Genomic DNA, 25,525 nt, shown 5'->3' on the forward strand with positions numbered 1-25,525 from the left:
TGGACAGGGCCTGCGGCGGATCGTCGGTGGATTCAGTAGTTGGGCAGGCGACGGGGGCCGAGGTCGGTACGGACCGGTGGCGGCGACAGTCGGACGGTCGCGCCGAGGACAGTCAGCCCCTGCGTGGCGACCACGACCGGTTCCAGTGCGACGGAGACCACTTCGGGGTGATCGTCGACGAGCCGGGACACCCTCAGCAGCAGTTCCTCGAGCGCCGCGGTGTCGACGGGCGCCGAGCCCCGCCAGCCGAAGAGAACCGGGGCCGCCCGGATGGACCGGATCAGTTCGGCGGCGTCGCGGTCAGTGGCCGGCACGAGGCGGTGGGCGGTGTCCCCGAGGAGTTCGGAGGGCGCGCCCGCGAGGCCGAAGGAGAGGACGGCGCCCGCCGCCGGGTCGATCGTGGCCCGCACGACGGTGTCCACGCCGCGCGGTGCCATGGACTGGACGACCGGCTGCAGCTCGGTGGGCTTGCCGAGCAAGTCGGTCAGCTCGCCGTACGCCCGGCGCAGCGCGGTCTCGTTCGCGAGGTCGAGCCGGACGCCGCCGAGGTCGGCACGGTGGCGCAGATGAGGCGCGGTGGTCTTGAGCGCCACCGGAAAGCCGAGCCGGGCAGCCGCGGCGACGGCGGCGTCCGGGTCGGGGGCGGGGAGCGTCGGCCGCACGGAGATGCCGTAGCGGCCCAGGAGTTCGCGCGCCTCGTCGTGGCTGAGCTGACGGCCCCGGGGATCGGGGTCGGGCCCGAGGAGTGCGTCGATACGTTCGGCGGCGCCTGCCTCGTCGATGGTGTCCTCAAGGAACTCGGGCACCTTGCCGGGCACCGCGGCCTGCCGTCGCCACTGCGCGTACTTCACCACCTCGGCGAGGGCACGGACGGCACGCTCGGCGGCGGGGTAGGCGGGGATCCGGCCGGTGGAGGGAGCAGACGGCGTGGGGGCACCGGAGCCGGGGGCGTTCGGCTGGGCCGGGGGATCCGGCGGAGCTGAGCCGGCTGGGGCGCCGGTGATGCTCGGCGTGGCTGAAGCGCCTGTGGGGCTCGTGACGCGCGGGGTGCCCTTGCCGACTGCCGCGGCCGAAGCACCCGGGGCAGCCGTCGCGGCCGCCCGCGGCGCCGCGACCGTGCTGCTGGCGGCCGCGAGCGCCTCCGCCAGGCCGCCGATCTCCACGTGGACCACGGCCACCGGCTTGGCCGGCCCCGTGGCCGCCGCCGCGCGCAGCGCGGCTGCCAGGACCTCGCCGTCACCTGTTTCCGCCTGGCCGTTCTCGCCGACCCACGGGATCGCTGTCACGATCACCGCGTCGCAGCTCCGGTCGGCAAGTGCCTCCGCCAGCGCATCCCGGAAGTCCTGCGGGGTGGCCGCGGTGGTGAGGTCGCGGGGCGGGCGCGGGCGCAGCCCCTCGGCCAGGCAGGCGTCGTACGTGAGGAGGCCCAGGGACTCGGAGTTGCCGAGGATCGCGACCCGGGGACCCGCCGGGAGGGGCTGGTCGGCGAGGAGCAGGCCCGCGTCGACCATCTCCGTCACCGTGTCGACGCGGATCACGCCCGCCTGCCGCATGAGCGCGGAGACGGTCGCGTCCGGGATCCGGCTGATCGGCACCGCATGACCGGGCGGGGTGCTGCCGCTGTGCCGGGCTCCCTTCACCACGACGACCGGCTTCACCGCCGCGGTGCGCCGCGCGAGGCGGGTGAACTTCCGCGGATTGCCGAGGGATTCGAGGTAGAGCAGGGCGACGTCGGTGTCCGGGTCCTCGTACCAGTACTGGAGGAAGTCGTTGCCCGAGATGTCGGCGCGGTTGCCCGCGGAGATGAACGTCGACAGACCCGCGCCGCGCCGGTAGAGCCCGGAGAGCAGGGCGATGCCGATAGCGCCCGACTGCGTGAACAGACCGATGCGCCCCGGGGCGGGCGGCTCGGGGGCGAGGGAGGCGTTCAGCCGTACGGCGTCCGCGTTGTTGATGATCCCGAAGGCGTTCGGGCCGATGATGCGCATGCCGTACGAGCGGGCCTGGCGGACCAGTTCGCGCTGTCTTTCCCTGCCTTCGGCACCCCATTCGGCATATCCGGCGGAGAGGACCACGAGGCCCTGGACGCCTTGTTCGCCGCAGTCGGCGACGGCCTCCGGGACCCGGTCCGCGGGCACGGCGACGACCGCGAGGTCCACCGGTTCACCGATCTCGCCGATGGAGCGGTGCGCGGGGACGCCGTCGATCGTTCCCTGGTCTGCGGCGAACGAGCTGTTCACGGCGTACGCACGGCCGGTGAAGCCCGCGCCGAGGAGGTTGCGCAGAACCGTGCGGCCGACCCCGCCGGGGGTACGCCCGGTGCCGATGACGGCGACGGACCCCGGTGCGAGCAGCCGCTGCACCGACCGCGCCTCCGCCCGCTGCTCACGGGCGCGCTGGACGGCGAGGGACTCGGCGGTCGGTTCGAGGTCGAGGGTGAGATGGACGGCGCCTTCCTCGAAGCTGCGCTGCTGGGTGTACCCGGCGTCACGGAACACCTTGATCATCTTGGTGTTGGCGGGCAGCACCTCGGCGGCGAAGCGCCGGATGCCGCGCTCACGCGCCACTGCTGCGATGTGCTCGAGGAGCGCCGATGCCACGCCACGGCCCTGGTGCGCGTCCTGGACGAGAAAAGCGACCTCTGCCTCGTCGGCGGGGACGGAGGCCGGCCGGCCGTTCGCGTCGATCCGGTCGTAGCGGACGGTGGCGATGAACTCACCGCCGACCGTGGCGGCGAGGCCCACCCGGTCGACGTAGTCGTGATGGGTGAAGCGATGGACGTCCTTGGCGGACAGACGGGGGTAAGGAGCGAAGAACCGGTAGTACTTCGACTCGTCGGAGACCTGCTCGTAGAAGCTGACCAGGCGCTCGGCATCGTCCGTGGTGATGGGCCTGATACGGGCCGTACCGCCGTCGCGGAGCACCACATCCGCTTCCCAGTGGTCGGGGTACGCGTGGTGCGGACTCTGCTCCGGCGTGGGCTGCATGGGCAAAGCCTACGGCGCGGTCAGCGGTCGCGTAGGGCCCGGGGCCGGGGCAGTCTGAGAGCTCCGATCAGCCGTGCAGCACGGGCTGGGGCCGGGTCGCGGGTCGGCGGCCGACGGCGCACTGCGTGAGAGGCTGGTCTAGACAACCATTGATTCGTGAAGGGCAGAACCATGGCTGAGCGTCGCGTCAATGTCGGTTGGGCCGAGGGCCTGCACGCCCGCCCCGCCTCCATCTTCGTTCGTGCCGCCACGGCGTCCGGTATCCCCGTGACGATCGCCAAGTCCGACGGCCCCCCGGTGAACGCCGCCTCCATCCTCGCGGTGCTCGGTCTCGGCGCGCACGGCGGCGAGGAGATCGTACTCGCCTCCGAGGCGGACGACGCGGAGGCGACGCTCGACCGGCTGGCGAAGCTGGTCACCGAAGGACTCGAGGAACTCCCGGAGACCGTCTGATTGCAGGGTTCCGATCAGGGGGAAGCCTTTCCGGCCGGTTCCTGTCGGGCGCATTTCTGCGCCGGAGCCGCGACACCCCCAACCGGGGCCGTGACTCCTGCGTTTTCTGATACCGGCAATACCTCTGGAGCGAATTTTGTGCAGCCCAAAGAAATCCCTGCGCACTTAATTCACTTTTTATACAGCGCAGGTGTTAATGCCGGTCGCTCGCGGTGTTTACGGCATGTTGCGAAGTCCTCACCCGACCGCCGGAACAGGGGGCGCCGGCATCACGGCCCGAAGCACCGTCCGCGCGACGCAGCCGGTGCGCGGCGGCGGCCCGCGCGGCGTGCTGAGCGGCCAGCGCCCTGGCCCGTTCCGCGTCGCCGCGCGCCACGGCGTCCACGATGGCTGCACGGTCGCCCCAGCAACCGGCCAGGCGGGCCGGCTGCTCGACCGCGTACATCCAGGCGATCTTGTGGCGTAGCTGGGTGAGCAGCGCGATGAGCCCGGGGCTGCCGGACGCCTGGGCGAGCGTCTCGTGGAACCAGCCGCCCAGGGAGCGCAGATCCTCCCCCGTACCCCGCCGCGCTCTGTCCTGCCCCAGCCTGACCAGGCCGCGCAGCACCTTGAGGTGCGCCTCGGTGCGGCGTTGAGCGGCGCGGGCCGCACCCAGCGGCTCCAGCAGCATCCGTACCTCCAGAAGGTCGGCGGCCTCCTGCTCGGTGGGCTCGGCGACACAGGCACCGGCATGTCGGCGGGTGACCACGAAGCCCTCGGACTCCAGGGTGCGCAGCGCTTCCCGCACCGGGACCCGGGAGACCCCGTAACGGCGCGCGAGCAGCTCCTCGGTGAGTCTGCCGCCGCGCTCGAAGACACCGGAGACGATGTCGTCACGGATTGCCGTGCATACCGATTGCGCCGGAATGCGCATGTCCGAACCCCTCCGCCTTAATCCCCCGCGAAACGCGACCGATCGACGCCTGTTCCGTGACTCTATTGCAAGGCGACCGCATTTCCGAAGCCGGACCGAAAACCATGAATATCCTTTGGCCCGGTGGCGGTTCCGCGGGGCGGTTCGGCAGGAACGGACATGCCGAAGGCCCCGGCGGAAGCCGGGGCCTTCGGCATGTTGTGGATGGGACGTCGGTCAGACGTTCACGCCATGGGCGCGCAGGTACGCCACGGGGTCCATGTCGGAGCCGTACGAAGGCGTGGTGCGGGCCTCGAAGTGGAGGTGCGGTCCGGTGGAGTTGCCGGTCGAGCCGGAGAGGCCGATCTGCTGACCTGCGCCGACGCTCTGGCCGACGGAGACGCCGATCGACGAGAGGTGGCCGTACTGGGTGTACGTGCCGTCCGTCATCCGCAGCACGATGTTGTTGCCGTATGCGCCGCCCCAGCCCGCCTCGACGACCGTGCCGGCGCCGACGGCGACGACGGAGCTGCCGGAGGCGGCATGGAAGTCGATGCCCGAGTGGCGGCCGGAGGACCAGAGGGATCCGCTCGACTTGTAGCCGGTGGTGACGTACGAACCGGCGACCGGGAGCTGGAAGGATCCCAGGCGGGTGCGCTCGGCGGAACGGGCGGCGCGGGCCTTCGCGTCACGGGCCGCCTTGGCGCGGGCCTCGGCCTTGGCCTTCGCCGCCGCCTCGGCCCTGGCAGCCTCGGCAGCCTTCGCAGCGACGTCGGCCTGGCGCTTCTGCACCTCGGCCTGGGTGGCCACCTGGTCGGCGAGGGCATCCTCGATGGCGACGATCTGGGTCAGACCGGTTTCATCGCCGGAAGGGACCTCGGCATCCGTGGCGAGGGCCGGAGAGGCCAGTCCGCCGATGACACCGGTGGTCGCCAGCGTTGCGACTCCGGCGACGCGTGCACTCCGGCGCTTCAGGCGGCTCGGGGCACGGTGCTTCCCGGTGGGGCGGGGGAACGCCATGAAGTAGCTGGTCCTTTCCTTCCTTCTCGCCTACCGGGTTAGCTGACGGGTTCGGAGCAGGAAGGTCTCCTACGGATCCCGGGCCTCAGAGGAGGTCGCGGCATCCGATTCACCCCAGGGACTGTGTGGGTCCCCGGCTCCCCAGGCTCGCGCCTGATGGGGACTCGGCGATCACTGCCCGGCGCCACGGATGCGGCATTCGAGTGACGGACAGCGGAGCCGACGCTAGGCGGGGGTACTTTCATTCACCAAACGGACAGGGCGCTTTGTAGCGCATCCCACAGGGCAAGCAAGAACCTTTCGTCTCGAATCAGGCAAAAGGGAAGACCCTGGCGGGAAGCGACTCGCCAGGGCCCCTCTTCGCCCCTCTTTGCGGGGCTTGATGCATCAGCCGGTGACGACCGACACCTCTCCGATTCCCAACGCCCTGACCGGCTCCTCGATCTGCGCGGCGTCGCCGACGAGAATCGTGACCAGCCGGTCCACCGGGAAGGCGTTGACCACGGCTGAGGTCGCCTCGACCGTGCCGGTCTCGGCCAGGCGGGCGTACAACTGCGCCTGGTAGTCGTCCGGGAGGTGCTGCTCGACCTGGTCGGCGAGCGTACCGGCGACGGAGGCAGCCGTCTCGAACTTCAGCGGGGCGACACCCACGAGGTTCTGCACAGCGGTCTCGCGTTCGGCGTCGGTCAGCCCCTCGGCCACCAGGGTCCGCAGGACCTTCCACAGGTCGTCGAGCGCCGGTCCGGTGGACTCTGTGTCCACTGAGCCGCTGATCGCCAGCATCGCCGCACCGGTCGCCCCGGAGGCGGAGTCCGGGGCCGTCGAGCGCAGGACCTGCCCGAAGGCCCGCACGCCATAGGTGTAGCCCTTCTCCTCGCGCAGCACCCGGTCCAGCCGGGAGGTGAGTGTGCCGCCCAGGCAGTAGGTGCCGAGGACCTGGGCCGGCCACACACTGTCGTGCCGGTCGGCGCCGATGCGGCCGATCAGCAGCTGCGTCTGCACGGCGCCCGGACGGTCGACGATCACCACGCGGCCGGTGTCGTCGGCGGTGATCGGCGGGACCGGACGGGGCTCCACAGTGTTCCCGGTCCAGTCGCCGATGGTGTCGGCGAGCAGGGCGTCCAGGTCGATACCGGTGAGGTCGCCGACGACGACGACGGTCGCGGTGGACGGCCGGACATGGGCCTCGTAGAAGGCGCGCACCGCCGCGGAGTCGATCCGCTCCACCGTCTCCTCGGTGCCCTGGCGCGGGCGTGACATCCGCGACGTGGCCGGGAAGAGCTCCTTGGAGAGCTGCTTGGCGGCACGCCGGGCGGGGTTGGCCTGCTCGTGCGGAATCTCGTCGAGCCGGTTGTTCACCAGTCGCTCGATCTCGCTGTCGGCGAACGCGGGCGCCCGCAGCGCCTCGGCGACCAGACCCAGCGCCTTGGCCAGCCGGGAGGCCGGAACCTCCAGGGAGACCCGCATGCCGGGATGGTCGGCGTGCGCGTCGAGAGTGGCGCCGCAACGCTCCAGCTCAGCGGCGAACTCCTCGGCGGAGTGCTTGTCGGTGCCCTCGGAAAGGGCCCGCGCCATGATCGTGGCCACGCCGTCGAGGCCCTCGGGCTCGGCGTCCAGCGGGGCGTCGAGGAAGATCTCGACCGCGACGACCTGCTGGCCGGGACGGTGGCAGCGCAGCACCGTCAGCCCATTGGGCAGGGCGCCGCGCTCGGGTGCGGGAAAGGCCCAGGGCCTGGCCGTGCCGGGGGTCGGCTGCGGGTGGTACTCCATCGATACTCCAGTCGCGGCAGCGTCGGTCACTTGTCCGCCCCTTCGTGCGCGTCGGTGTCGGTGTCCGTCTCATCGGCTTCCGCGTCGGCGGATTCGGCCGGCTCGACCGGCTCGTAGACGAGCACCGCCCGGTTGTCGGGGCGCAGCTGGGCCCTGGCCGCCGCCTGGACCTCGTCCGCGGTGACGTCGAGGACCCGCTGGACGGCGGTCAGGGCGAGCTGCGGGTCGCCGAACAGCACGGCGAACCGGCAGAGTTCATCGGCGCGGCCCGCGACCGTACCGAGCCGGTCCAGCCACTCGCGCTCCAACTGTGCCTGAGCACGCTCCATTTCCTCGGGCGTGGGGCCCTCGGCGGCGAATCGGGCCAGCTCCTCGTCGACCGCGGCCTCGATCTGCGCCACCTCGACACCGCCGGACGCCTTCACGTCCAGCCAGCCGAGCGAGGGCGCGCCGGCCAGCCGCAGCAGCCCGAAACCTGCCGCAACGGCTGTGCGGTCGCGGCGGACCAGGCGGTTGTGCAGCCGGGAGGACTCGCCTCCGCCGAGCACGGTCAGCGCGAGATCCGCGGCGTCGCACTCCCTGGTGCCGTCGTGCGGCAGCCGGTAGGCGGCCATCAGCGCCCGCGCCGGGACCTCCTCGTGGACCTCTTCGCGCAGCTGCTCGCCGATGATCTCGGGGAGCGTGCCGTCGCGCGGCGGCTGCTTGCCGTCGTGGGACGGGATGGAGCCGAAGTACTTCTCGATCCAGGCGAGCGTCTGCTCGGGGTCGATGTCGCCGACGACCGACAGCACCGCGTTGTTGGGCGCGTAGTACGTACGGAAGAAGGTCCGCGCGTCTTCGAGCGTCGCCGCGTCCAGGTCGGCCATCGAGCCGATCGGGGTGTGGTGGTACGGGTGACCCTCGGGGTAGGCGAGGGCGGTCAGCCTCTCGAACGCCGTGCCGTACGGAACGTTGTCGTACCGCTGGCGGCGCTCGTTCTTGACGACGTCCCGCTGGTTCTCCATGGACTCGTCGTCGAGCGCGGCGAGCAGCGAGCCCATCCGGTCGGCTTCGAGCCACAGGGCCAGTTCCAGCTGATGCGTGGGCATCGTCTCGAAGTAGTTGGTGCGTTCGAAGCTGGTCGTTCCGTTGAGGGAGCCTCCGGCGCCCTGCACCAGCTCGAAGTGTCCGTTCCCCTTGACCTGTCCGGAGCCCTGGAACATCAGGTGCTCGAAGAGGTGAGCCAGCCCCGTGCGCCCCTTGACCTCGTGGCGCGACCCGACGTCGTACCAGAGGCACACCGCGGCGACCGGGGTCAGATGGTCCTCGGAGAGCACCACGCGCAGGCCGTTGGCCAGACGGTGCTCGGTCGCTGTCAAGCCGCCGGAGCCGGCCTGGGCTGTGGCCGTGTGACCCATGGGCATGTACGTCCCTTCGATCGCGATACTGGATTTCCTGCGAGACCTGCCACTGTAAGCAAGCGCACGGACACCTGGCGAAGTTCCCGTGTCGTGGAAGTTCGCGTGAAAGAGCGCTTGGGACGGGTCGAGGTCAGCGTTGTCAGTGCGGCGGTCCACAATGGTCCGCGTCAGAACCAGAGGTTGCCCGAACAGATCTGTGAAGGAGTCGCAGCAGCGATGGCCCGCCGCAGTACGAAGACCCCGCCGCCGGACGACTTCGAGGAGAAGATCCTCGACATCGACGTCGTCGACGAAATGCAGGGCTCCTTCCTCGAGTACGCGTACTCGGTGATCTACTCACGGGCCCTGCCGGACGCCCGCGACGGCATGAAGCCGGTGCACCGCCGCATCGTGTACCAGATGAACGAGATGGGGCTGCGCCCCGACCGCGGCTACGTGAAGTGTGCCCGCGTCGTCGGCGAGGTGATGGGCAAGCTGCATCCGCACGGCGACGCGTCGATCTACGACGCGCTGGTCCGGATGGCGCAACCGTTCTCGATGCGGCTCCCCCTCGTCGACGGGCACGGCAACTTCGGCTCGCTCGGCAACGACGACCCGCCGGCCGCCATGCGGTACACCGAGTGCCGGATGGCCGACGCCACGTCGCTGATGACGGAGTCGATCGACGAGGACACCGTCGATTTCCAGTCGAATTACGACGGCCAGGAACAGGAACCGGTCGCACTCCCCGCCGCCTATCCGAACCTCCTGGTCAACGGATCATCCGGGATCGCGGTCGGCATGGCGACCAATATGCCGCCGCACAACCTGGGCGAGGTCATCGCCGCCGCCCGCCATCTGATCAGGCATCCGGGCGCGGACCTGGAGACCCTGATGCGGTTCGTGCCCGGACCCGACCTCCCGACCGGTGGCCGGATCGTAGGCCTCGGCGGGATCAAGGACGCGTACGCGGCCGGGCGTGGCACGTTCAAGATCCGTGCGACGGTTGCCGTGGAGAGCGTGACGGCCCGCCGCAAGGGCCTGGTCGTCACCGAACTACCCTTCTCCGTCGGCCCGGAGAAGGTGATCGCCAAGATCAAGGACCTGGTCTCGGTGAAGAAGCTCCAGGGCATCGCCGATGTCAAGGACCTCACCGACCGCGAGCACGGCCTGCGGCTGGTCATCGAGGTCAAGAACGGCTTCGTGCCCGAGGCCGTACTGGAACAGCTCTACAAGCTGACGCCGATGGAGGAGTCCTTCGGCATCAACAATGTGGCGCTGGTCGACGGACAGCCGCTCACGCTGGGTCTCAAGGAGCTCCTCGAGGTCTACCTCGACCACCGCTTCGACGTGGTGCGCCGCCGCAGCGAGTTCCGCCGGACCAAGCGCCGGGACCGGCTGCACCTGGTCGAGGGTCTGCTCGTCGCGCTGATCGACATCGACGAGGTCATCCGGCTCATCCGGTCCAGCGACAATTCCGCGCAGGCGAAGGAGCGGCTCATCGAGCACTTCTCGCTGAGCGAGATCCAGACGCAGTACATCCTGGACACCCCGCTGCGCCGGCTGACCCGGTTCGACCGGATCGAGCTGGAGAGCGAGCGGGACCGGCTCAACGCCGAGATCGACGAGCTGACGACGATCCTCGAATCGGACGCCGCGCTGCGCAAGCTGGTCTCCACCGAACTGGCCGCGGTCGCGAAGAAGTTCGGCACCGACCGGCGTACGGTGCTGCTGGAGTCGGCCGGTTCGCAGGTCGCTTCGGTGCCGCTGGAGGTCGCGGACGACCCCTGCCGGGTGCTGCTGTCCTCGACCGGTCTCCTGGCCCGTACGGCCACCGGCGACCCGATCGTCGTCACCGAGGACACCAAGCGCGCCAAGCACGACGTGATCGTGTCGGCCGTGCCGGCGACGGCGCGTGGCGATGTCGGCGTGGTGACGTCGACAGGGCGGCTGCTGCGGCTCGCGGTGATCGACCTGCCCCAGCTTCCGGACACCCATGCCGCACCCAATCTTTCGGGCGGGGCACAGGTCTCGGAGTTCCTCACGCTGGAGACCGGTGAGGAGGTCATCTGCCTCACCACGCTCGACGAGTCCTCCCCCGGCCTGGCGATCGGCACCCTGCAGGGCGTCGTCAAGCGGGTGGTGCCGGACTATCCGGCCAACAAGGACGAGCTGGAGGTCATCACCCTCAAGGACGGTGACCGGATCGTCGGCGCCGCCGAACTGCGGACGGGCGAGGAGGACCTCGTCTTCATCACGTCCGACGCACAGCTGCTGCGCTACCCGGCGGCCCAGGTACGGCCGCAGGGCCGGCCGGCGGGCGGCATGGCGGGCGTGAAGCTGGCGGAGGGCGCCGAGGTGCTCTCGTTCGGCGCGGTGGACCCGGCGACGGACGCGATGGTGTTCACGGTGGCGGGCTCGCACGGCACGCTGGACGACTCGGTGCTGACGGCGAAGCTCACGCCCTTCGACCAGTATCCGCGCAAGGGCCGGGCCACCGGCGGGGTGCGTTGTCAGCGCTTCCTCAAGGGCGAGGACGTCCTGGTGTTCGCCTGGGCGGGTGCGGTCCCGGCGCGGGCGGCGCAGAAGAACGGCACCCCGTCCGAACTGCCGGAGCCGGATCCGCGGCGCGACGGTTCGGGGACGCCGCTGGCCAAGCCGGTCGCGGTGGTCGCCGGACCGGTGTAGCCGGCGGGATACCGTCGGCCGCATGCGTCGGTCGGTTTCAGTCAGCCGGCTGTTGCACGTAGCGCAGGACGCCCCACATGCTCTGCTCATGTGCGGCGTCCTGCGTCATGTCCGGCGCCGGCCCTGCTTCCACCGGTGGTTCGGTGCTCTCGCGGCATTCGTCCAGCTCCTTGTGCAGGGCATCCGGGTCGATGCCGGAGCCGATCAGCACCAGCTGGGTGAGGCGTGGTTCGTCGCGCTTCCAGGACTGCGGGGCGAACCGCAGGAACCGGCCGACCGCATGCACCTCGTACTTGTTTCCGCGGTCTCCCGCGCCGAAGTCGACGTACCCCTTGATCCGGTAGAGGCCCTCCGGCCGGGAGTCGAGAAACTCCATCGTTCGGCGGGGGTTCATGGGTACACCGGCGCTGAACGAGACACTCTCGTACGTGGTGTGCAGATGCCCGGCGTGCGTCTCGTCACCCTCCTCGTCCAGCAGGAGATCCTCGAAGGAGAGCTGACGCATCCGCTCCTCGCCGTCCGGCCGCAGCGCCGGGTCGAAGAGCAGCTCCGGGTCGATGCGTCCGTACTCGGCGGAGACAACGGCCGCCCTGCTGCCGGTCGCCGCGACGGCGTCCCGGATGCGGTCCTGCTCCTCGTCCGTGACCCGGTCCGTCTTGTTCAGCACGACAAGATCGGCAACGTCGAGGTGCCGGTCGATCTCCGGATGGCGCTCCCGGACGGCGTCGAACTCGGCGGCGTCGACGAGCTCGACCAGGCCCCCGTACACGATGCGCGGGTTGTCGCTGGCCAGCAGCATGCGCACGAGCTCCTGGGGTTCCGCGAGTCCGCTGGCCTCGATGACGATCACGTCGAGGCCGAGGGCGGGGCGGGTCAGCGTCTCCAGGAAGGTATCGAGTTCGCTCGCGTCGACGGCGCAGCACAGACATCCGTTGCCCAATGAAACAGTCGAGCCGACCTGCCCCGAGACGGTCATGGCGTCGATCTCGATCGAACCGAAATCGTTGACGATCACGCCGATCCGGTTCCCCGCGCGGTGGCGAAGCAGGTGATTGAGCAGGGTCGTCTTGCCGGAACCCAGGAACCCTGCCAGGACGATGACCGGGATCTGGTGCCTGCGGGGCGGGGATGACGGGCTCAACGGTGGCCTTCCTCGGGGGAACCTCAGGGCGCCGGTACCGGCTGCGGCGGGGGTGGACCGATGGAGCGGGCCGCCGGGCGGATGATCTTCGAGTCCTCCGCCTGCTCCAGGATATGAGCGTTCCAGCCGGCCACACGCGTCGCACAGAAGGTCGGCGTGAACATCTCGCGCGGCACCCCACACAGCTCCATGACGGCCCCGGCATGGAACTCCACGTCGCGCGCGTTCCGCAGGCGGCGCGCGCCGGCCGCGGCGCGCGACGTGGCCACCACAACCGTCAGTCCCTGCTGGGTGGGCGCATCGCCGACGACCTCGGCGAAGGCCGGAAAGAGTGGCCAGGAGGCCATGCGGCGCGGCACGCTCCAGTACCTGGTGAAGGCGTTCACGTACGCGGGGCTGCGTACCAAGCTGGAGACGTACGCAGCGCTGCATCACACCCTGGAGGGCGCGGCGAGACCGAGCAGGGAGGCGTGGACCGGCTCTTCGGCGCCCTGTGGGCGGCGGGCGAACCCCACCGCGCCGCCCAGCACGCCGGCTCGCCGCGTTGGCCACAAGCCCTGGCAGCTCCACTGCCAAGACGTCCGGCCGCCTTGTGATCGCACGCACCGGACAACGCTCCTCACGGGGCCAACCCTGCCGGTCACGGCACCAGGGAATCCCGCTGTGACGGACCAGCGGCCCGCGGCAGCCACAACCGGTCCCGTTTTCCCGGACCGGCTCCTCCGCCGTCCGCTGACCGGACCGGCTACACCGCCCCCGCCCCGGTCAGCGCGTGGACCTCGGTCTCCGCATGCTTGGCGTCGTCGGGTGGCTCGGGTGAGGTGACTGTGCCGATCCAGCCGGCCAGGAAGCCGAGCAGGACGGAGACCAGTCCGGGGTTCTCCAGCGGGAAGAACTGGACGTCGACGCCAGGGAAGAGCGAGGTGGGGCTGCCGGAGACGACCGGTGAAAGCAGGACGAGCAGCACCGCGGGGATCAGCCCGCCGTAGACCGACCAGACCGCTCCCCGCGTGGTGAAATTCCGCCAGAACAGCGAGTAGAGCAGCACCGGCAGATTGGCCGAGGCGGCGACGGCGAAGGCGAGCCCGACCAGGAACGCCACATTCAGATCCTGGGCGACCAGGCCCAGCCCGATGGCGGCCACCCCGACCCCGGCCACGGCGACCCTGGCCACGGTGACTTCGCTGTGTTGCTTGGAGCCCGGGCGCCTGAGCGAGGCGTAGAGGTCATGAGCCACGGAGGCGGAGGAGGCAAGCGTGATCCCGGCGACGACGGCGAGAATGGTCGCGAAGGCCACGGCGGCGACCACGGCGAACAGAATCGCTCCCCCGGTGGATCCTTCGCCACCGCCGAGCACCAGGGCCAGCAGTGGGACGGCCGTGTTCCCGGCGGGACTCGACGCCCGTACGTCCGCCGAACCGACCAGCGCTGCCGCACCGAACCCGAGCACGATCGTCATCAGGTAAAAGCTGCCGATGAGGCCGATCGACCAGACGACCGAGCGGCGGGCGGCGCGGGCGGTGGGCACGGTGTAGAAGCGCGACAGGATGTGGGGCAGTCCGGCCGTACCGAGCACCAGGGCCAGCCCGAGGCTGATGAAGTCGAATTTGGCGGTCCAGCTGCCGCCGTACTTGAGTCCGGGCGAGAGGAACTTCAGTCCGTGCCCGCTCCGCTCGGCGGCGGAGGTGAGGAGCGCGTTGACATTGCCGTGGAAATGGACCAGAACGAGCACGGTGAGCACAGTCGCGCCCACGATCAGCAGGACGGCCTTGACGATCTGGATCCAGGTCGTGGCGCGCATCCCTCCGAGGGACACATAGATCACCATGAGCGCCCCGACCCCGATGACGGTCCAGGAGCGGGCGGCGCTACTCGTACCGCCGAGGAGCAGGGCGACCAGACTGCCCGCACCCACCATCTGCGCCACCAGGTAGAGCACGGAGACGGTGACGGAGGAGGTGCCCGCCGCGATCCGTACCGGACGTTCCGACATCCGCGCGGCCACCACGTCGGCGAGGGTGAATCGGCCGCAGTTACGGACGAGTTCGGCCACCAGCAGCAGGACGACGAGCCAGGCAACGAGGAAGCCGACCGAGTACAGCATGCCGTCGTATCCGAACAGCGCGATCAGGCCGGAGATTCCGAGAAAGGATGCGGCCGACATGTAGTCACCGGCGATCGCGAAACCGTTCTCCATGGGGGAGAACAACCGACCGCCGGCGTAGAACTCCTCCGCCGAGCCGTGCCGGTTGCGGCTCACCCAGGTGGTGATGGCGAGCGTCACGGCGATGAATACGCTGAACAGAAGCAACGCCAGGGTCTGGTGATTCCCGCTCAACGCCCGATCCCCCGCGTCATCTCCTGAGTCTCCCAGCGCAGGTCAAGCGCGGTCCGGTCCCTGCGCAGCCGCGCATGACGCGTGTACGCCCCGGTGAGCAGGAACGTGGTGAGGAACTGCCCGAGCCCTGCGACCATCGCTACGTTGACTGCCCCGGCAACCGGACGGGCCATCAGCCCGGGTGCGGTGACCGCCGTGACAACATAGGCGAGATACCAGACGACGAAGGCCAGGGTGGCGGGGCCGACGAACCGCCGGTACCGACGGCGCACTTCCTGGAAGGCCGCGCTGCGCTGCACCTCCAGATAGATGTCGGCCGCGCTGTGGCTGCGCTGCGGGGCCACGGGCCCGAGTGGCCGGACGGACACAAAGCCCCCCGCACCGTCCAGCTCTCCCCATCCGGAGGCCAGAGCGTCGTACCACGGGTCGTCGACTCGCATCGCTGCAGCGTCGCGCCCTGCTTCCGGTCCAGGCGCAGCCCAATACACCCAGCAGTCCGACCGCGACTTCCCAGGGACTTAACTTCCCGGCGGTGACGCTGCCCCAGAGCACGAGGGCCAGCAGGAGCGCGCGTACGGACCAGGCAATGACCGCCCGTGGGCGCGTGCGCTCCTGCCGGGAGAGTGCCTCCCGGGACGGCCAACTCGTCCAGGTAGCGCGTGTCATACACGGCCCTTCCACGCGGGCTGCGACGACAGGCCGCCGACAGCATCACCGTACGCCGGGCTCATCCCCCGGGCCCGCCAGGTCAGCACACCGCTGCGCGCGAGCAGCGTCAGCGCGAGAGCTGCTATGGGGGCGGCACTGCCCTGACGTATGCCCATCGGCACTGTTGTCCCGGACAGTGCGGTTCTCAGCGCCAGACCTCCCGTCCAGACCAGGACGGTGGCCTTGGTGCCCCTGCTCCACATCGATCCGTCAGACTCGCGCCACAGCCGGGTCGTCCGGCCCCAGCCGACACCGACGACCAGCCCGACCAGCAGTTCGGCGCCGAGGACCACCAAAGACAGCGCTTCGTCGCGCGGGTCGGTCAGGCCGGACTGGCGCAGGGACAAGAGGATGAGAATGCCGGGCAGGACCCACCAGCGCCGATCGTCCGAGTTCCGTCGTGCCGAGCACTGGCGGACCACGACGAGCGCGATGACGGCAATGATCACCAGGACATTGATGAGCCCTGACATGGCGGCCTCCGAGGCGCGGAAAGGTTCAACACCTTCGACGCTACGGAAAATGCCAGGTCAGAGGATCGGCTCAGGGGTTGATCGTGGGTGGAGACGCCGTCTCCACCCGTGGGTGGAGACGCCGTCTGCCGGTCACGCGTCGATGCGGGAGCGGTCCAGTGTGGCCGCCGAACTGGTGATGAATTCCTTGCGGGGCGCGACCTCGTTGCCCATCAGCAGATCGAAGACCTGCTCGGAGGATTCGAGGTCGCCGATGTTGATTCGCCGCAGTGTGCGGTGGCGCGGATCCATCGTGGTCTCGGCCAGCTGGTCGGCGTCCATCTCGCCCAAACCCTTGTACCGCTGGATCGAGTCCTTGTACCGGACGTTCTTGCGCCGCAGCTCCAGCAGCGTCTGGCGCAGCTCGCCGTCGGAGTACGTGTAGATGTACTTGTCCTGGCCCTTCTTCGGCTGGACCAGCTCGATCCGGTGGAGCGGGGGCACGGCGGCGAAGACGCGTCCCGCCTCGACCATGGGCCGCATGTACCGCTGGAAGAGCGTGAGCAGCAGGATCCGGATGTGCGCGCCGTCGACATCGGCGTCCACCAGGAGAACGATCTTGCCGTAACGGGCGGCGTCGATGTCGAAGGTCCGCCCGGACCCTGCCCCTATGACCTGGATGATCGCGCCGCACTCGGCATTCTTCAGCATGTCCGAGACGGACGCCTTCTGGACATTGAGGATCTTGCCCCGGATCGGCAGCAGCGCCTGGAACTCACTGTTCCGGGCGAGCTTGGCCGTGCCGAGCGCGGAGTCCCCTTCCACGATGAAGAGCTCGCTGCGGTCCACGTCGTCGCTGCGGCAGTCCGCGAGCTTGGCGGGCAGCGAGGAGGACTCCAGCGCCGTCTTGCGACGCTGCGCGTCCTTGTGCTGCCGGGCCGCGATGCGGGTGCGCGCGGCGGCGACGGCCTTGTCCAGGACCGCCCGGGCCTGCGCCTTGGCATCACGCTTGCTGGAGGTGAGGAATGCCTTGAGCTCCTTGGCGACGACATTGGCGACGATCCGGTTGGCCGCCGAGGTGCCGAGGACCTCCTTGGTCTGGCCCTCGAACTGCGGCTCCGCCAGCCGTACGGTGACGACTGCGGTGAGGCCCTCCAGGGCATCGTCCTTGACGATGTCGTCCTCGGCAACCCGCAGGAGCTTCGCGGAGCGGAGCACCTCATTGACCGTCTTGGTCACGGAGCGTTCGAACCCGGTCACATGTGTGCCGCCCTTGGGGGTGGCGATGATGTTGACGAAGGACTTGAGGTTGGTGTCGTATCCCGTGCCCCAGCGCATGGCGATGTCGACAGCCAGCTCACGCGTGACCTCGGTCGCCGTCATGTGCCCGCGCTCGTCCAGGACCGGCACGGTCTCCTTGAAGGTGCCCTGCCCGGTCAGCCGCAGCACGTCGCAGACGGCCTTGTCCTGGGCGAGGTACTCGCAGAATTCACTGATTCCGCCGTCGAAGCGGAACGTCTCCTCGGTCTTGCCCTCACCGTCGAGACCACGTTCGTCGCGTACGACGATCGTGAGTCCGGGGACAAGGAATGCCGTCTGCCGGGCCCGCTGGTGGAGCGTCTCCAGGCTGAGCTTGGCGTCCTTGAGGAAGATCTGCCGGTCGGCCCAGTAGCGCACCCTGGTTCCGGTGCGTGCCTTCGGGACCCGCTTCCCCTTGCGGAGGCCGTTGGCCGGGTCGAACGGGCTGTCCGGCCCCTGCTCGGTGAAGATGCCCGGCACCCCGCGCCGGAAGCTGATCGAGTGGGTCGCGCTGTTGCGGTCGACCTCGACGTCGAGTCGGGCCGAGAGCGCGTTGACCACGGAGGCTCCCACACCGTGCAGACCACCGGACGCGGCGTACGAGCCGCCGCCGAACTTGCCGCCGGCGTGCAGCTTGGTCATGACGACCTCGACGCCGGACAGTCCGGTCTTGGGCTCCACGTCGACGGGGATGCCCCGGCCGTTGTCCCGGACCTCGACGGAGTTGTCCTCGTGAAGGACGACCTCGATGTGGTCACAGTAACCGCCGAGGGCCTCGTCGACGGAGTTGTCGATGATCTCCCAGAGGCAGTGCATGAGGCCACGGCTGTCGGTCGACCCGATGTACATCCCGGGACGCTTGCGAACCGCCTCAAGCCCCTCAAGTACGAGAAGGTGCCGCGCGGTGTAGTTGGAGCCGTCTCGGTCTGCTCCGGTCAGCAGCGCAGTGGACGGCACGGACGTATCGGCGGTCACGCGGTTCGCTCCTCGCTGAATTTCATTTGGGGTCCAGGTGGGTAACGGGCTCGGCTTCGGTTGCCGCTGAGAGCCTACCGAGGCCTGGTAGAGCGGTTGTACCGCCGCCCTCAGGGAATGCTCACACTAGACCAGCCTCGCATACGCGTTCGATCCCTCGTGGGAGTGACGCGCACATCACGTTCCCTTCGAGGCATGAACCATTTAGGCTCCGGGCACGTCCTCATGAACAAACCGGCAAGCCGGCCGGACGGACCGACCGACCAATACAAGCAACGCGAAACCGTAGCGCTACGCAATACGGCACATTCGCCGCCAACCGGCAACAGACAGCCATCTTGAGAAGAAGTTTCGAAGAAAAGCCACGAGCGGGAACGTTTTCGGCCTGGTTGGATGTTGACCCTGGTACGACAGCTCGTCGAGCTAGAGAAGAGGCGACGTGACTACTGTTCTGACCCCCGCGAGCCCGCTGACCGCAGCAGACCGCTGTGACCGTTGCGGCGCCCAGGCATATCTGCGCGTCGTCCTGATCAGCGGCGGTGAACTGCTCTTCTGCGCCCACCACGGTCGCAAGTTCGAGCCGGAACTCAAGAAGATCGCCGCGGAGATACAGGATGAGACGGACCGACTGACGGCCGTACAGGCCAATGCCGTCGAAGAGGAACAACACTGACACCTCGCATCCACGACGAGCCAGGGTCCGGCTCCGTACCGGCCGACGGGCGGCTCCCCCACCGAGGGGGGAACCGCCCGTTCTCGTACCCACGGATCGACGCCGATCAGCTACTGCCTGCCATCCAGCCCGCAGCCGCGGAGATCCTCGTGTAGACGCCGGGGCTGCCCACAACCCCACAGCCATTCCCCCAGGACACCAGGCCGATGAGCCGCCCACCGGCCACCAGCGGCCCTCCGCTGTCCCCCTGGCATGCATCGTGCCCGCCCTGCGGTTGACCCGCACAGAGCATCGTCGAGGCCTCGTACGCGGCGCCTCTGCCGCCCGGGTAGGCCCGCTGGCACGTGCTGTCCGGCAGAACCCTCACCTGGGCGGAGCGGAGCGACGTCACGTAGTCACCCTTCCCGGAGATGTCCCCCCAGCCGTAGACGAGGGCTGAGCTACCCGGCTCATCGGCCTGGTCACCGGCTGTGACCATCGGGATCACGCTTTCTCCGGGGAGCGTATCGGCAAGCGTGAGCACCGCCAGATCGCCGGAGTTGGTGGTGGGGTCGTACCCTGGGTTGATCCATGTCCTCTTGACCACGACCTCCCGGCCGCCGGAGCCGGTCAGCTCATCCCGCCCGGCAATGATCCGCAGGTCGCGCACCTGGCCCACATCGGTGCCGAGCGCCTCCCGGCTCAGGCAGTGGGCAGCGGTCAGCACCTTCGTCGGCCCTACCAGCACGGCACCGCAGAACTGGCCCGCACGGGTACCTCCGAATCGGTTACGGCTGGACAGCGCCACGACCCACGGGCTGTCCTTGACATGTGCCGGCTGCCCACCGATGACGATGCTGTCGGCAGCCGCCGGAACCGGGGACCCGAGCGGTATCACAGCTGCCGCGGAAACCAGGGCGAACGGCCCGGTCATGGCGCGGACGACGGTACGGAACATGCGCACTCCTGACTCTGCGGTGGATCATGCCCACTCAGAGTCATCCACCATGTCGGCAGCCGCACCCGCACATGCGCCGAGGGCCCGGTTCCTCGGAACCGGGCCCTCGGCCTGCCTACTCCCGCGACTCAGTCGAGGTAGTCGCGCAGCACCTGCGAACGCGACGGGTGACGCAGCTTCGACATGGTCTTCGACTCGATCTGACGGATGCGCTCACGCGTCACGCCGTAGACCTTGCCGATCTCGTCGAGAGTCTTCGGCTGACCGTCGGTAAGACCGAAGCGCATCGAGACCACGCCGGCCTCACGCTCGGAGAGGGTGTCGAGCACCGAGTGCAGCTGCTCCTGGAGGAGCGTGAAGCTGACTGCGTCGGCCGGGACGACTGCCTCGGAGTCCTCGATCAGGTCACCGAACTCACTGTCCCCGTCCTCACCCAGCGGCGTGTGGAGGGAGATCGGCTCACGACCGTACTTCTGGACCTCGATGACCTTCTCGGGGGTCATGTCGAGCTCCTTGGCCAGCTCCTCCGGGGTGGGCTCACGGCCCAGATCCTGGAGCATCTGACGCTGCACACGCGCAAGCTTGTTGATGACCTCGACCATGTGCACCGGGATACGGATGGTGCGGGCCTGGTCGGCCATGGCGCGGGTGATCGCCTGACGGATCCACCAGGTGGCGTACGTGGAGAACTTGTAGCCCTTGGTGTAGTCGAACTTCTCGACCGCGCGGATCAGACCGAGGTTGCCCTCCTGGATCAGGTCCAGGAAGAGCATGCCGCGGCCGGTGTAACGCTTGGCCAGCGAGACCACGAGGCGGAGGTTGGCCTCCAGCAGGTGGTTCTTGGCGCGGCGCCCGTCCTCGGCGATGATCTCCAGCTCGCGCTTGAGCTTCGGCGCGAGCTTGTCGGAGTTCGCCAGCTTGTCCTCGGCGAACAGGCCCGCTTCGATGCGCTTGGCGAGCTCGACCTCCTGCTCGGCGTTGAGGAGCGGGACCTTGCCGATCTGCTTCAGGTAGTCCTTGACCGGGTCGGCCGTGGCGCCTGCGACGGCGACCTGCTGCGCGGGCGCGTCGTCCTCGTCGTCGTCGGAGAGGACGAATCCCTTGTTCTCGCCCTCGCCCTCCTCCTCGTCGCCCTTGCCGACCGGTACTTCCTCGACAACCTCGTCGCCATCGAGAAGCTCGTCGGCGTCCTTCTTACCGGCCTTCTTCGTTGCAGTCTTCTTGGCCACCGTCTTCTTCACGGCGGTCTTCTTGGCAGCTGCCTTCTTGGCTGCCGCCTTCTTCGCAGGGCTGGCCGCGGCAGCGTCGTCGGCCACCACGTCCACGGTCTCGGCCGACGTGGCGGCGGTGGCCGCGACGGTCCTCGTCACGGTCGTCTTGGCCGCGACAGTCTTGGTGGCGGTGCGCTTGACCGGGCTCTTCGCTGCGACGCTCTTGCGGGCGCGCTTCGGCGACTCCGCGGCACTGACCATCAGCGTCACACCCTCTTCCTCGAGGATCTGGTTGAGGCTGCGCAGAACATTCTTCCACTGGGTTGGCGGAATCTGGTCAGCCTCGAAGGCCCGACGCACGTCATCGCCGGCGATCTGCCCATCAGCCTTTCCCCGCTCGATGAGCGCCATCACAGACTCGGACTCGACGATCTCCGGCGGGAGCGTACGGGATGTGCTGGCCGACACGAACAACCTCTCGGAACGATGGAAAACGGCTTCCGGCCCGGCCCAGGAGAGGGCTGGAACCGACGACCGTCGGGCTGGGAATGTACCGACGGCGCGGGTTTGGCCTCAGAACTGCACAGCGCCGTCAATGGCTGCTGTATTCCTTCCGCGGCGGTCACCTCTTAAGTCATCGCACCGCCTCAAGGAGTGTTACGCCCAATCCGCGTGGCCCGAGTCACACCCCATTTACGGCGAACGCGGCCAAGAGCGACATCTTTCAACAATTGAGCCGCCGGACCGCGAGGGTCCGGCGACACATGGTTCGTACACCCTGGCCGCACCGCGGTCAGTGCTCGCGCGGCGCCGGCACCACCCGCTCCACCTCGGGGTGGACGACGAGCAATTGACGCATGGCCGCCTCGGCACCCGCCGCGTCGCCGGCCGCGAGGGCATCGACGATCCGGACGTGGTGGCCGAGGGACGCCTCGCCGGGGCGGTCACAGCCGGTGACCGGACCACCCGAGACCTGGAGGGCGGCAGAGACGATGCCGGAGAGATGTTCGAGCATGCGGTTGCCGGCGGCCTGGATCAGCAGGGAATGAAATTCGGCGTCGGCCCGCGAGTAAGTCATCACGTCGCCCTGCGCGAGCGCGTGCCCCATGATCTCGATCATGTCGCCGAGCCGCTGCTGAAGGTCCTCCCGGCCGTGGCCGGCGGCGAGGCGAGCGGCGAGCGGTTCGATCGTCCAGCGGAGCTCACCCAGCTCACGACGCTGGTCGTCGCGCTGCGGACCGAAGGCTCGCCATTCGATGATGTCGGGATCCAGCAGATTCCAGTCGCTGACCGGACGGACCCGGGTACCCACATTGGGCCGGGCGCTGACCAGGCCCTTGGCCTCAAGAACGCGCAGAGACTCACGGACGACAGTGCGGGAGACCTCGAAACGCTGGCCGATCTCCTCCGGCACGAGCGGGCGATCGGCACCCAGATCACCGGAGACGATCATCTGACCGAGCTGCTGAACGAGTTGTCCGTGGAGGCCACGGCCGCGGCTGGCCGAACCCCGCCGGCCCGCTCGCCCCAGCTCTGCATCGGTGCCGTCCCACGAACGGATGGCGGCGCGCTCGCCGGCCGGCGCCTCCGTATAGGGGTAGCGGTCGAGTTCACCCGAGCCGGCGAGGCCGGAATCGACGGAGCGGGCGGCGGTCATCATGGTGTGCGCAAGGGTACTCACGCATCCTTTGTCGGCGCGGCTCGCCCACCCCTTGAGGTCTTTGCTGAAAAGCACACGAAAGGGTGATCGGCGCCCACCCCCCAATTGACGCCTTATCTACACAAAACGGGCACCCTCAAGGGAATTGCAGGCCTCTTGACCGGGTGGCCGCTCCGTGATCACCAACGGACCCTGCCGCGAAGGCTGGTGAACACATACGCGCAGATGAGGACCGAGAGCAACAACGTCAGCGCCGCCCCCACGGGGTGCACGACCACGCGCACCCCCGCCATCACCCAGGTGTCCATGCCGTCCGGCCACTGCGCCCAAGCCAGTTCACGGAGCCTGCCGGGGAGCCCGAGTACCGAGTGGCCGGCCGGCCCCGACAGCACTCTTCGGACAAGCGGAACGACGAGAGCGGGCACAGCGAGCACTGCGGCGACTCCGGCGGCGGTCACTCGGAAGATTCCAGCGGCCAGCAGACCCGCCCAGGCGCAGCCCACGTTCAGGCCCACCCAACTCGCCGCGAGAAAAGCTGTATTCGACGGAACGCTGACCAAGTCGCCTCCATACACGAGGCGGAGTGCCTCGGCGGAGGCCGCCACAACGATCAGAGCGAGGAGCAGCGCGACACCCGCGGAGACCGCCAGCTTGGCCAGGAGCAGACGGAGACGGTGGGGCACGGTGCCGCGGCCGGCCGCAAGCGCGGGGTAGCGGAACTCGTCGCCGAAGGAGAGCGCGCCGAGCAGTCCGGCACCGGCAGCAGCAGGCGGCAGGGGCAGCGCCGTGGGCCAAGCTGCGAGCAGGTTCGGCAGTGGGGCATGGCCGGTGCGGGCGAGAAGGACGGAGAGTCCGACCGAGACGACGAGAACGGCCGCCATGATCAACGTCGTTGTTCTGACGCCGAAGAGACGGCGCAGTTCGTAGCGGAGTGGCCGGTGCGGACTACGAGCCGGCCGCCGGCGGATCGACGGCGCGTGTTCCGGACCCGGGACGGGCGATGCCGTTTGCGGCACAGCTTCCGGCTCGGCGGCAGTCGGCTCCGGTTGCGCCCGTGCCGCCTCCGGGCCTGACGCGAGTGACGCCCGCCCCGGCGACGCGACTTCCACATCGGAAGCGATGGCCGTCGCGGGGCCGGTGTCGGCGATCTCGTCGGCGAGTTGGTGAACGGGAACACCGTGACGGAATGCCGTGTCGCCAATCTCCGCACACGTGCTGCCGTACACCGAGAGGCGGCTGCCCGCTTCGGTGACCACCTCAACGGAACGCCGGGCCGCGCGCGCCTCACGGCTCACGACTGCGGCAAGCCGTGCGGCGTGCGGAGTCCGGACTGCGACGCGGGGGCGCAGGCGGGTACGTGAGAAGTCGATGACGTTCTGGTCGGAGACCAGCCGTCCGGCATCGACAGTGACCACGTGGTCGGCCGCGCGGGCCGCCTCCTTGGGGTCACAGGTGGTGTAGAGGACCGTTCCTCCCTGCGCGGCATGGGCACGCAGGAACCCGTGCAACCAAGCTTTCTCGCGTGGCGAGAGCCCTTCTCCGGGATCGTCGAGGATCAGCGCATGGGGGTCTCCGAGCAGCGCCGACGCGAGGCCCAGCCTGCGGTCCATGCCGAGCGAGAGCGCTCCGATGCGCTGGTCGCCGAGCCCGGCGAGGCCGACGGTGTCGAGCAGCTCGTCGGCCCGGGCGGCGGGTACCCCTGCTGCGGCGCTGAGCATGCGGAGCTGGCCACGGACGGTGCGGACGGGATGGCCGGGCACGTCCCCGAGGAGCACTCCCACTTCACGGGCGGGATGCGGGATGCGGTGCAGCAGCCTGCCACGGAAGTAGGTGACACCGCGACCCGCCTCGATTTCGAGCATCAGACGGAGGGCTGTGGTCTTGCCGGAACCGGGGGCGCCGAGGAGTGCCGTGACGCGGCCGGGTCCGGCTTCGAAGGTGAGGTCGTCCACGGCGGGCGGACGGCCGCGGTGGGGGGCGCTGGTGAGTCCGATGGCCTGGAGCATCGCTTCTCTCGCGGAAGGTGAGACCGCTCGGCGGCAGGGCGAATACCGCAGCACGATAACCCGGCATATCGGACTTTTAGCGCATCATCAGTTCTGCGGGCGTTCCGCGAGATCAGACCTCGGGCCTCAGCATCGGCGGGTTGAGCACGGTGGCCGCGCCGGCCCGGAAGAGCTGGGCGGGGCGCCCGCCCTGGCGGGTGGTCGTTCCTCCGGCAGGCACCAGGAAGCCGGGGGTGCCCGTCACCTTGCGATGGAAGTTCCGCGGGTCCAGAACCACCCCCCAGACCGCTTCGTACACCCGCCGCAGCTCTCCGACCGTGAACGCAGGAGGGCAGAAAGCGGTGGCCAGCGAGGAGTACTCGATCTTGGAACGTGCCCGCTCGACGCCGTCGGCAAGGATCTGCGCATGATCGAAGGCGAGCGGGGCGTGCTGTTCACCCTCGCGGCCGAAACCGCCCTCCGGCCCGAGCAGATCCTCGACGGGTGCCCACCGTGCACTGTTCGCGTCGCCACCCGCGCGGGGAGCGGGCAGGTCGGGGGCGAGTGCGAGGTGAGCCACGCTGACGACTCGCATCCGGGGGTCGCGCCTGGGGTCGCCGTAGGTGGCGAGCTGTTCGAGATGGGCACCGTTGCCGACTGCCGGGGCCACCGGGTCCTGCGCGCACAGTCCGGTCTCCTCGACGAGCTCACGCGCCGCAGCGGCTCCGAGGTCCTCATCGGCTCTGACGAAGCCACCGGGAAGTGCCCACCTGCCCTGGAACGGGGACTCGCCACGGCGAACCACCAGCGCACAGAGCGCATGACGGCGCACGGTGAGCACAACCAGGTCGACGGTGACAGCGAACGGCGGAAAGGTCGACGGGTCGTAGGGCGGCATGCCGTGATCATAGTCGTCTGCCTGACGATAAACACTCCCTTCGTCATGATCTTCATCCA

Annotated in this window: 18 protein-coding genes, 2 pseudogenes and 1 riboswitch; of the genes and pseudogenes, 4 read left to right on the forward strand and 16 right to left on the reverse strand. The window is 69.2% G+C overall.

Going from position 1 to position 25,525, the window contains the following annotated elements; translation table 11 throughout:
- Nucleotides 1–32 precede the first annotated feature (32 nt).
- Nucleotides 33–2,987 (reverse strand): GNAT family N-acetyltransferase, encoded by a 2,955-nt coding sequence (locus ACIBB8_RS06600; RefSeq protein ID WP_398949317.1) that lies wholly within the window; start codon nucleotides 2,985–2,987, stop codon nucleotides 33–35.
- Between the two features lie 171 nt (nucleotides 2,988–3,158).
- Here ACIBB8_RS06600 and ACIBB8_RS06605 point away from each other — a divergent pair, with 171 nt between their 5' ends.
- Nucleotides 3,159–3,440, forward strand: a complete 282-nt coding sequence (locus tag ACIBB8_RS06605; protein WP_398949318.1) for an HPr family phosphocarrier protein — start codon at nucleotides 3,159–3,161, stop codon at nucleotides 3,438–3,440.
- A 193-nt stretch (nucleotides 3,441–3,633) separates the two neighbouring features.
- On the opposite strand, the gene ACIBB8_RS06610 is transcribed toward ACIBB8_RS06605, so the two are convergent.
- The 4 genes from ACIBB8_RS06610 to ACIBB8_RS06625 all read right to left on the reverse strand — a co-directional run bounded on the left by ACIBB8_RS06610 (nucleotide 3,634) and on the right by ACIBB8_RS06625 (nucleotide 8,525).
- The gene (locus ACIBB8_RS06610; RefSeq protein WP_398949319.1) at nucleotides 3,634–4,353 is read right to left on the reverse strand and encodes a GntR family transcriptional regulator; all 720 of its coding nucleotides are present in this window, start codon (nucleotides 4,351–4,353) and stop codon (nucleotides 3,634–3,636) included.
- A gap of 216 nt (nucleotides 4,354–4,569) precedes the next feature.
- Nucleotides 4,570–5,352 (reverse strand): M23 family metallopeptidase, encoded by a 783-nt coding sequence (locus ACIBB8_RS06615; protein ID WP_398949320.1) that lies wholly within the window; start codon nucleotides 5,350–5,352, stop codon nucleotides 4,570–4,572.
- 12 nt (nucleotides 5,353–5,364) lie between these two features.
- Nucleotides 5,365–5,532, reverse strand: a riboswitch (cyclic di-AMP (ydaO/yuaA leader).
- Between the two features lie 207 nt (nucleotides 5,533–5,739).
- Entirely contained in the window at nucleotides 5,740–7,122 is a 1,383-nt protein-coding gene (locus tag ACIBB8_RS06620; protein WP_398949416.1) for a M16 family metallopeptidase, read from the reverse strand.
- Between the two features lie 26 nt (nucleotides 7,123–7,148).
- Nucleotides 7,149–8,525, reverse strand: coding sequence for a M16 family metallopeptidase (locus ACIBB8_RS06625; protein ID WP_398949321.1), 1,377 nt, complete (start codon nucleotides 8,523–8,525; stop codon nucleotides 7,149–7,151).
- Nucleotides 8,526–8,738: 213 nt separating this feature from the next.
- On the opposite strand from ACIBB8_RS06625, the gene ACIBB8_RS06630 reads away from it, so the two are divergent.
- Nucleotides 8,739–11,189 carry a DNA topoisomerase (ATP-hydrolyzing) subunit A gene (locus tag ACIBB8_RS06630; protein ID WP_398949322.1) on the forward strand — a complete coding sequence of 817 codons (2,451 nt, stop codon included), beginning with the start codon at nucleotides 8,739–8,741 and terminating at the stop codon, nucleotides 11,187–11,189.
- A gap of 37 nt (nucleotides 11,190–11,226) precedes the next feature.
- On the opposite strand, the gene ACIBB8_RS06635 is transcribed toward ACIBB8_RS06630, so the two are convergent.
- Together ACIBB8_RS06635 and ACIBB8_RS06640 are read right to left on the reverse strand one after the other, a co-directional pair.
- Complete coding sequence (locus ACIBB8_RS06635) at nucleotides 11,227–12,330, reverse strand: CobW family GTP-binding protein (RefSeq protein ID WP_398949323.1); 1,104 nt, start codon at nucleotides 12,328–12,330, stop codon at nucleotides 11,227–11,229.
- Nucleotides 12,331–12,353: 23 nt separating this feature from the next.
- Nucleotides 12,354–12,548: pseudogene (locus tag ACIBB8_RS06640) on the reverse strand (citrate/2-methylcitrate synthase); the annotation flags it as partial.
- Nucleotides 12,549–12,666: 118 nt separating this feature from the next.
- Between ACIBB8_RS06640 and ACIBB8_RS06645 the strand changes: the two are divergent.
- Nucleotides 12,667–12,863 (forward strand): annotated as a pseudogene (locus tag ACIBB8_RS06645) (two-component system response regulator); the annotation flags it as partial.
- A gap of 212 nt (nucleotides 12,864–13,075) precedes the next feature.
- On the opposite strand, the gene ACIBB8_RS06650 reads toward ACIBB8_RS06645, so the two are convergent.
- The 4 genes from ACIBB8_RS06650 to ACIBB8_RS06665 form a co-directional block, all read right to left on the reverse strand.
- Nucleotides 13,076–14,668, reverse strand: a complete 1,593-nt coding sequence (locus ACIBB8_RS06650; RefSeq protein WP_398949324.1) for a cation acetate symporter — start codon at nucleotides 14,666–14,668, stop codon at nucleotides 13,076–13,078.
- Nucleotides 14,665–15,108, reverse strand: a complete 444-nt coding sequence (locus ACIBB8_RS06655; protein WP_398949325.1) for a DUF485 domain-containing protein — start codon at nucleotides 15,106–15,108, stop codon at nucleotides 14,665–14,667. Before ACIBB8_RS06655 ends, ACIBB8_RS06650 begins: the two co-directional genes overlap by 4 nt.
- Nucleotides 15,109–15,330: 222 nt before the next feature.
- Entirely contained in the window at nucleotides 15,331–15,849 is a 519-nt protein-coding gene (locus ACIBB8_RS06660) for a DUF1453 domain-containing protein (protein ID WP_398949326.1), read from the reverse strand.
- Nucleotides 15,850–15,981: 132 nt separating this feature from the next.
- Complete coding sequence (locus ACIBB8_RS06665) at nucleotides 15,982–18,102, reverse strand: type IIA DNA topoisomerase subunit B (protein WP_398949327.1); 2,121 nt, start codon at nucleotides 18,100–18,102, stop codon at nucleotides 15,982–15,984.
- Nucleotides 18,103–18,541: 439 nt separating this feature from the next.
- Here ACIBB8_RS06665 and ACIBB8_RS06670 point away from each other — a divergent pair, with 439 nt between their 5' ends.
- Nucleotides 18,542–18,775, forward strand: a complete 234-nt coding sequence (locus tag ACIBB8_RS06670; protein ID WP_037701300.1) for a hypothetical protein — start codon at nucleotides 18,542–18,544, stop codon at nucleotides 18,773–18,775.
- A gap of 106 nt (nucleotides 18,776–18,881) precedes the next feature.
- On the opposite strand, the gene ACIBB8_RS06675 is transcribed toward ACIBB8_RS06670, so the two are convergent.
- From ACIBB8_RS06675 to ACIBB8_RS06695, 5 genes are all read right to left on the reverse strand, one after another.
- A complete protein-coding gene (locus tag ACIBB8_RS06675; protein ID WP_398949328.1) occupies nucleotides 18,882–19,712 on the reverse strand; it encodes a S1 family peptidase in 831 nt (276 codons plus the stop codon).
- Between the two features lie 128 nt (nucleotides 19,713–19,840).
- The gene (locus ACIBB8_RS06680) at nucleotides 19,841–21,391 is read right to left on the reverse strand and encodes an RNA polymerase sigma factor (RefSeq protein ID WP_398949329.1); all 1,551 of its coding nucleotides are present in this window, start codon (nucleotides 21,389–21,391) and stop codon (nucleotides 19,841–19,843) included.
- A gap of 325 nt (nucleotides 21,392–21,716) precedes the next feature.
- On the reverse strand, nucleotides 21,717–22,583 hold the full coding sequence (locus tag ACIBB8_RS06685) for a FadR/GntR family transcriptional regulator (RefSeq protein ID WP_398949417.1): 867 nt from the start codon (nucleotides 22,581–22,583) through the stop codon (nucleotides 21,717–21,719).
- Nucleotides 22,584–22,762: 179 nt separating this feature from the next.
- On the reverse strand, nucleotides 22,763–24,589 hold the full coding sequence (locus ACIBB8_RS06690; protein WP_398949330.1) for an ATP-binding cassette domain-containing protein: 1,827 nt from the start codon (nucleotides 24,587–24,589) through the stop codon (nucleotides 22,763–22,765).
- 112 nt (nucleotides 24,590–24,701) lie between these two features.
- Entirely contained in the window at nucleotides 24,702–25,466 is a 765-nt protein-coding gene (locus ACIBB8_RS06695) for an NUDIX domain-containing protein (protein WP_398949331.1), read from the reverse strand.
- Between the last annotated feature and the right edge of the window lie 59 nt (nucleotides 25,467–25,525).

Source organism: Streptomyces sp. NPDC051286 (genome assembly GCF_044455345.1).
Taxonomy (GTDB): Bacteria; Actinomycetota; Actinomycetes; order Streptomycetales; family Streptomycetaceae; genus Streptomyces.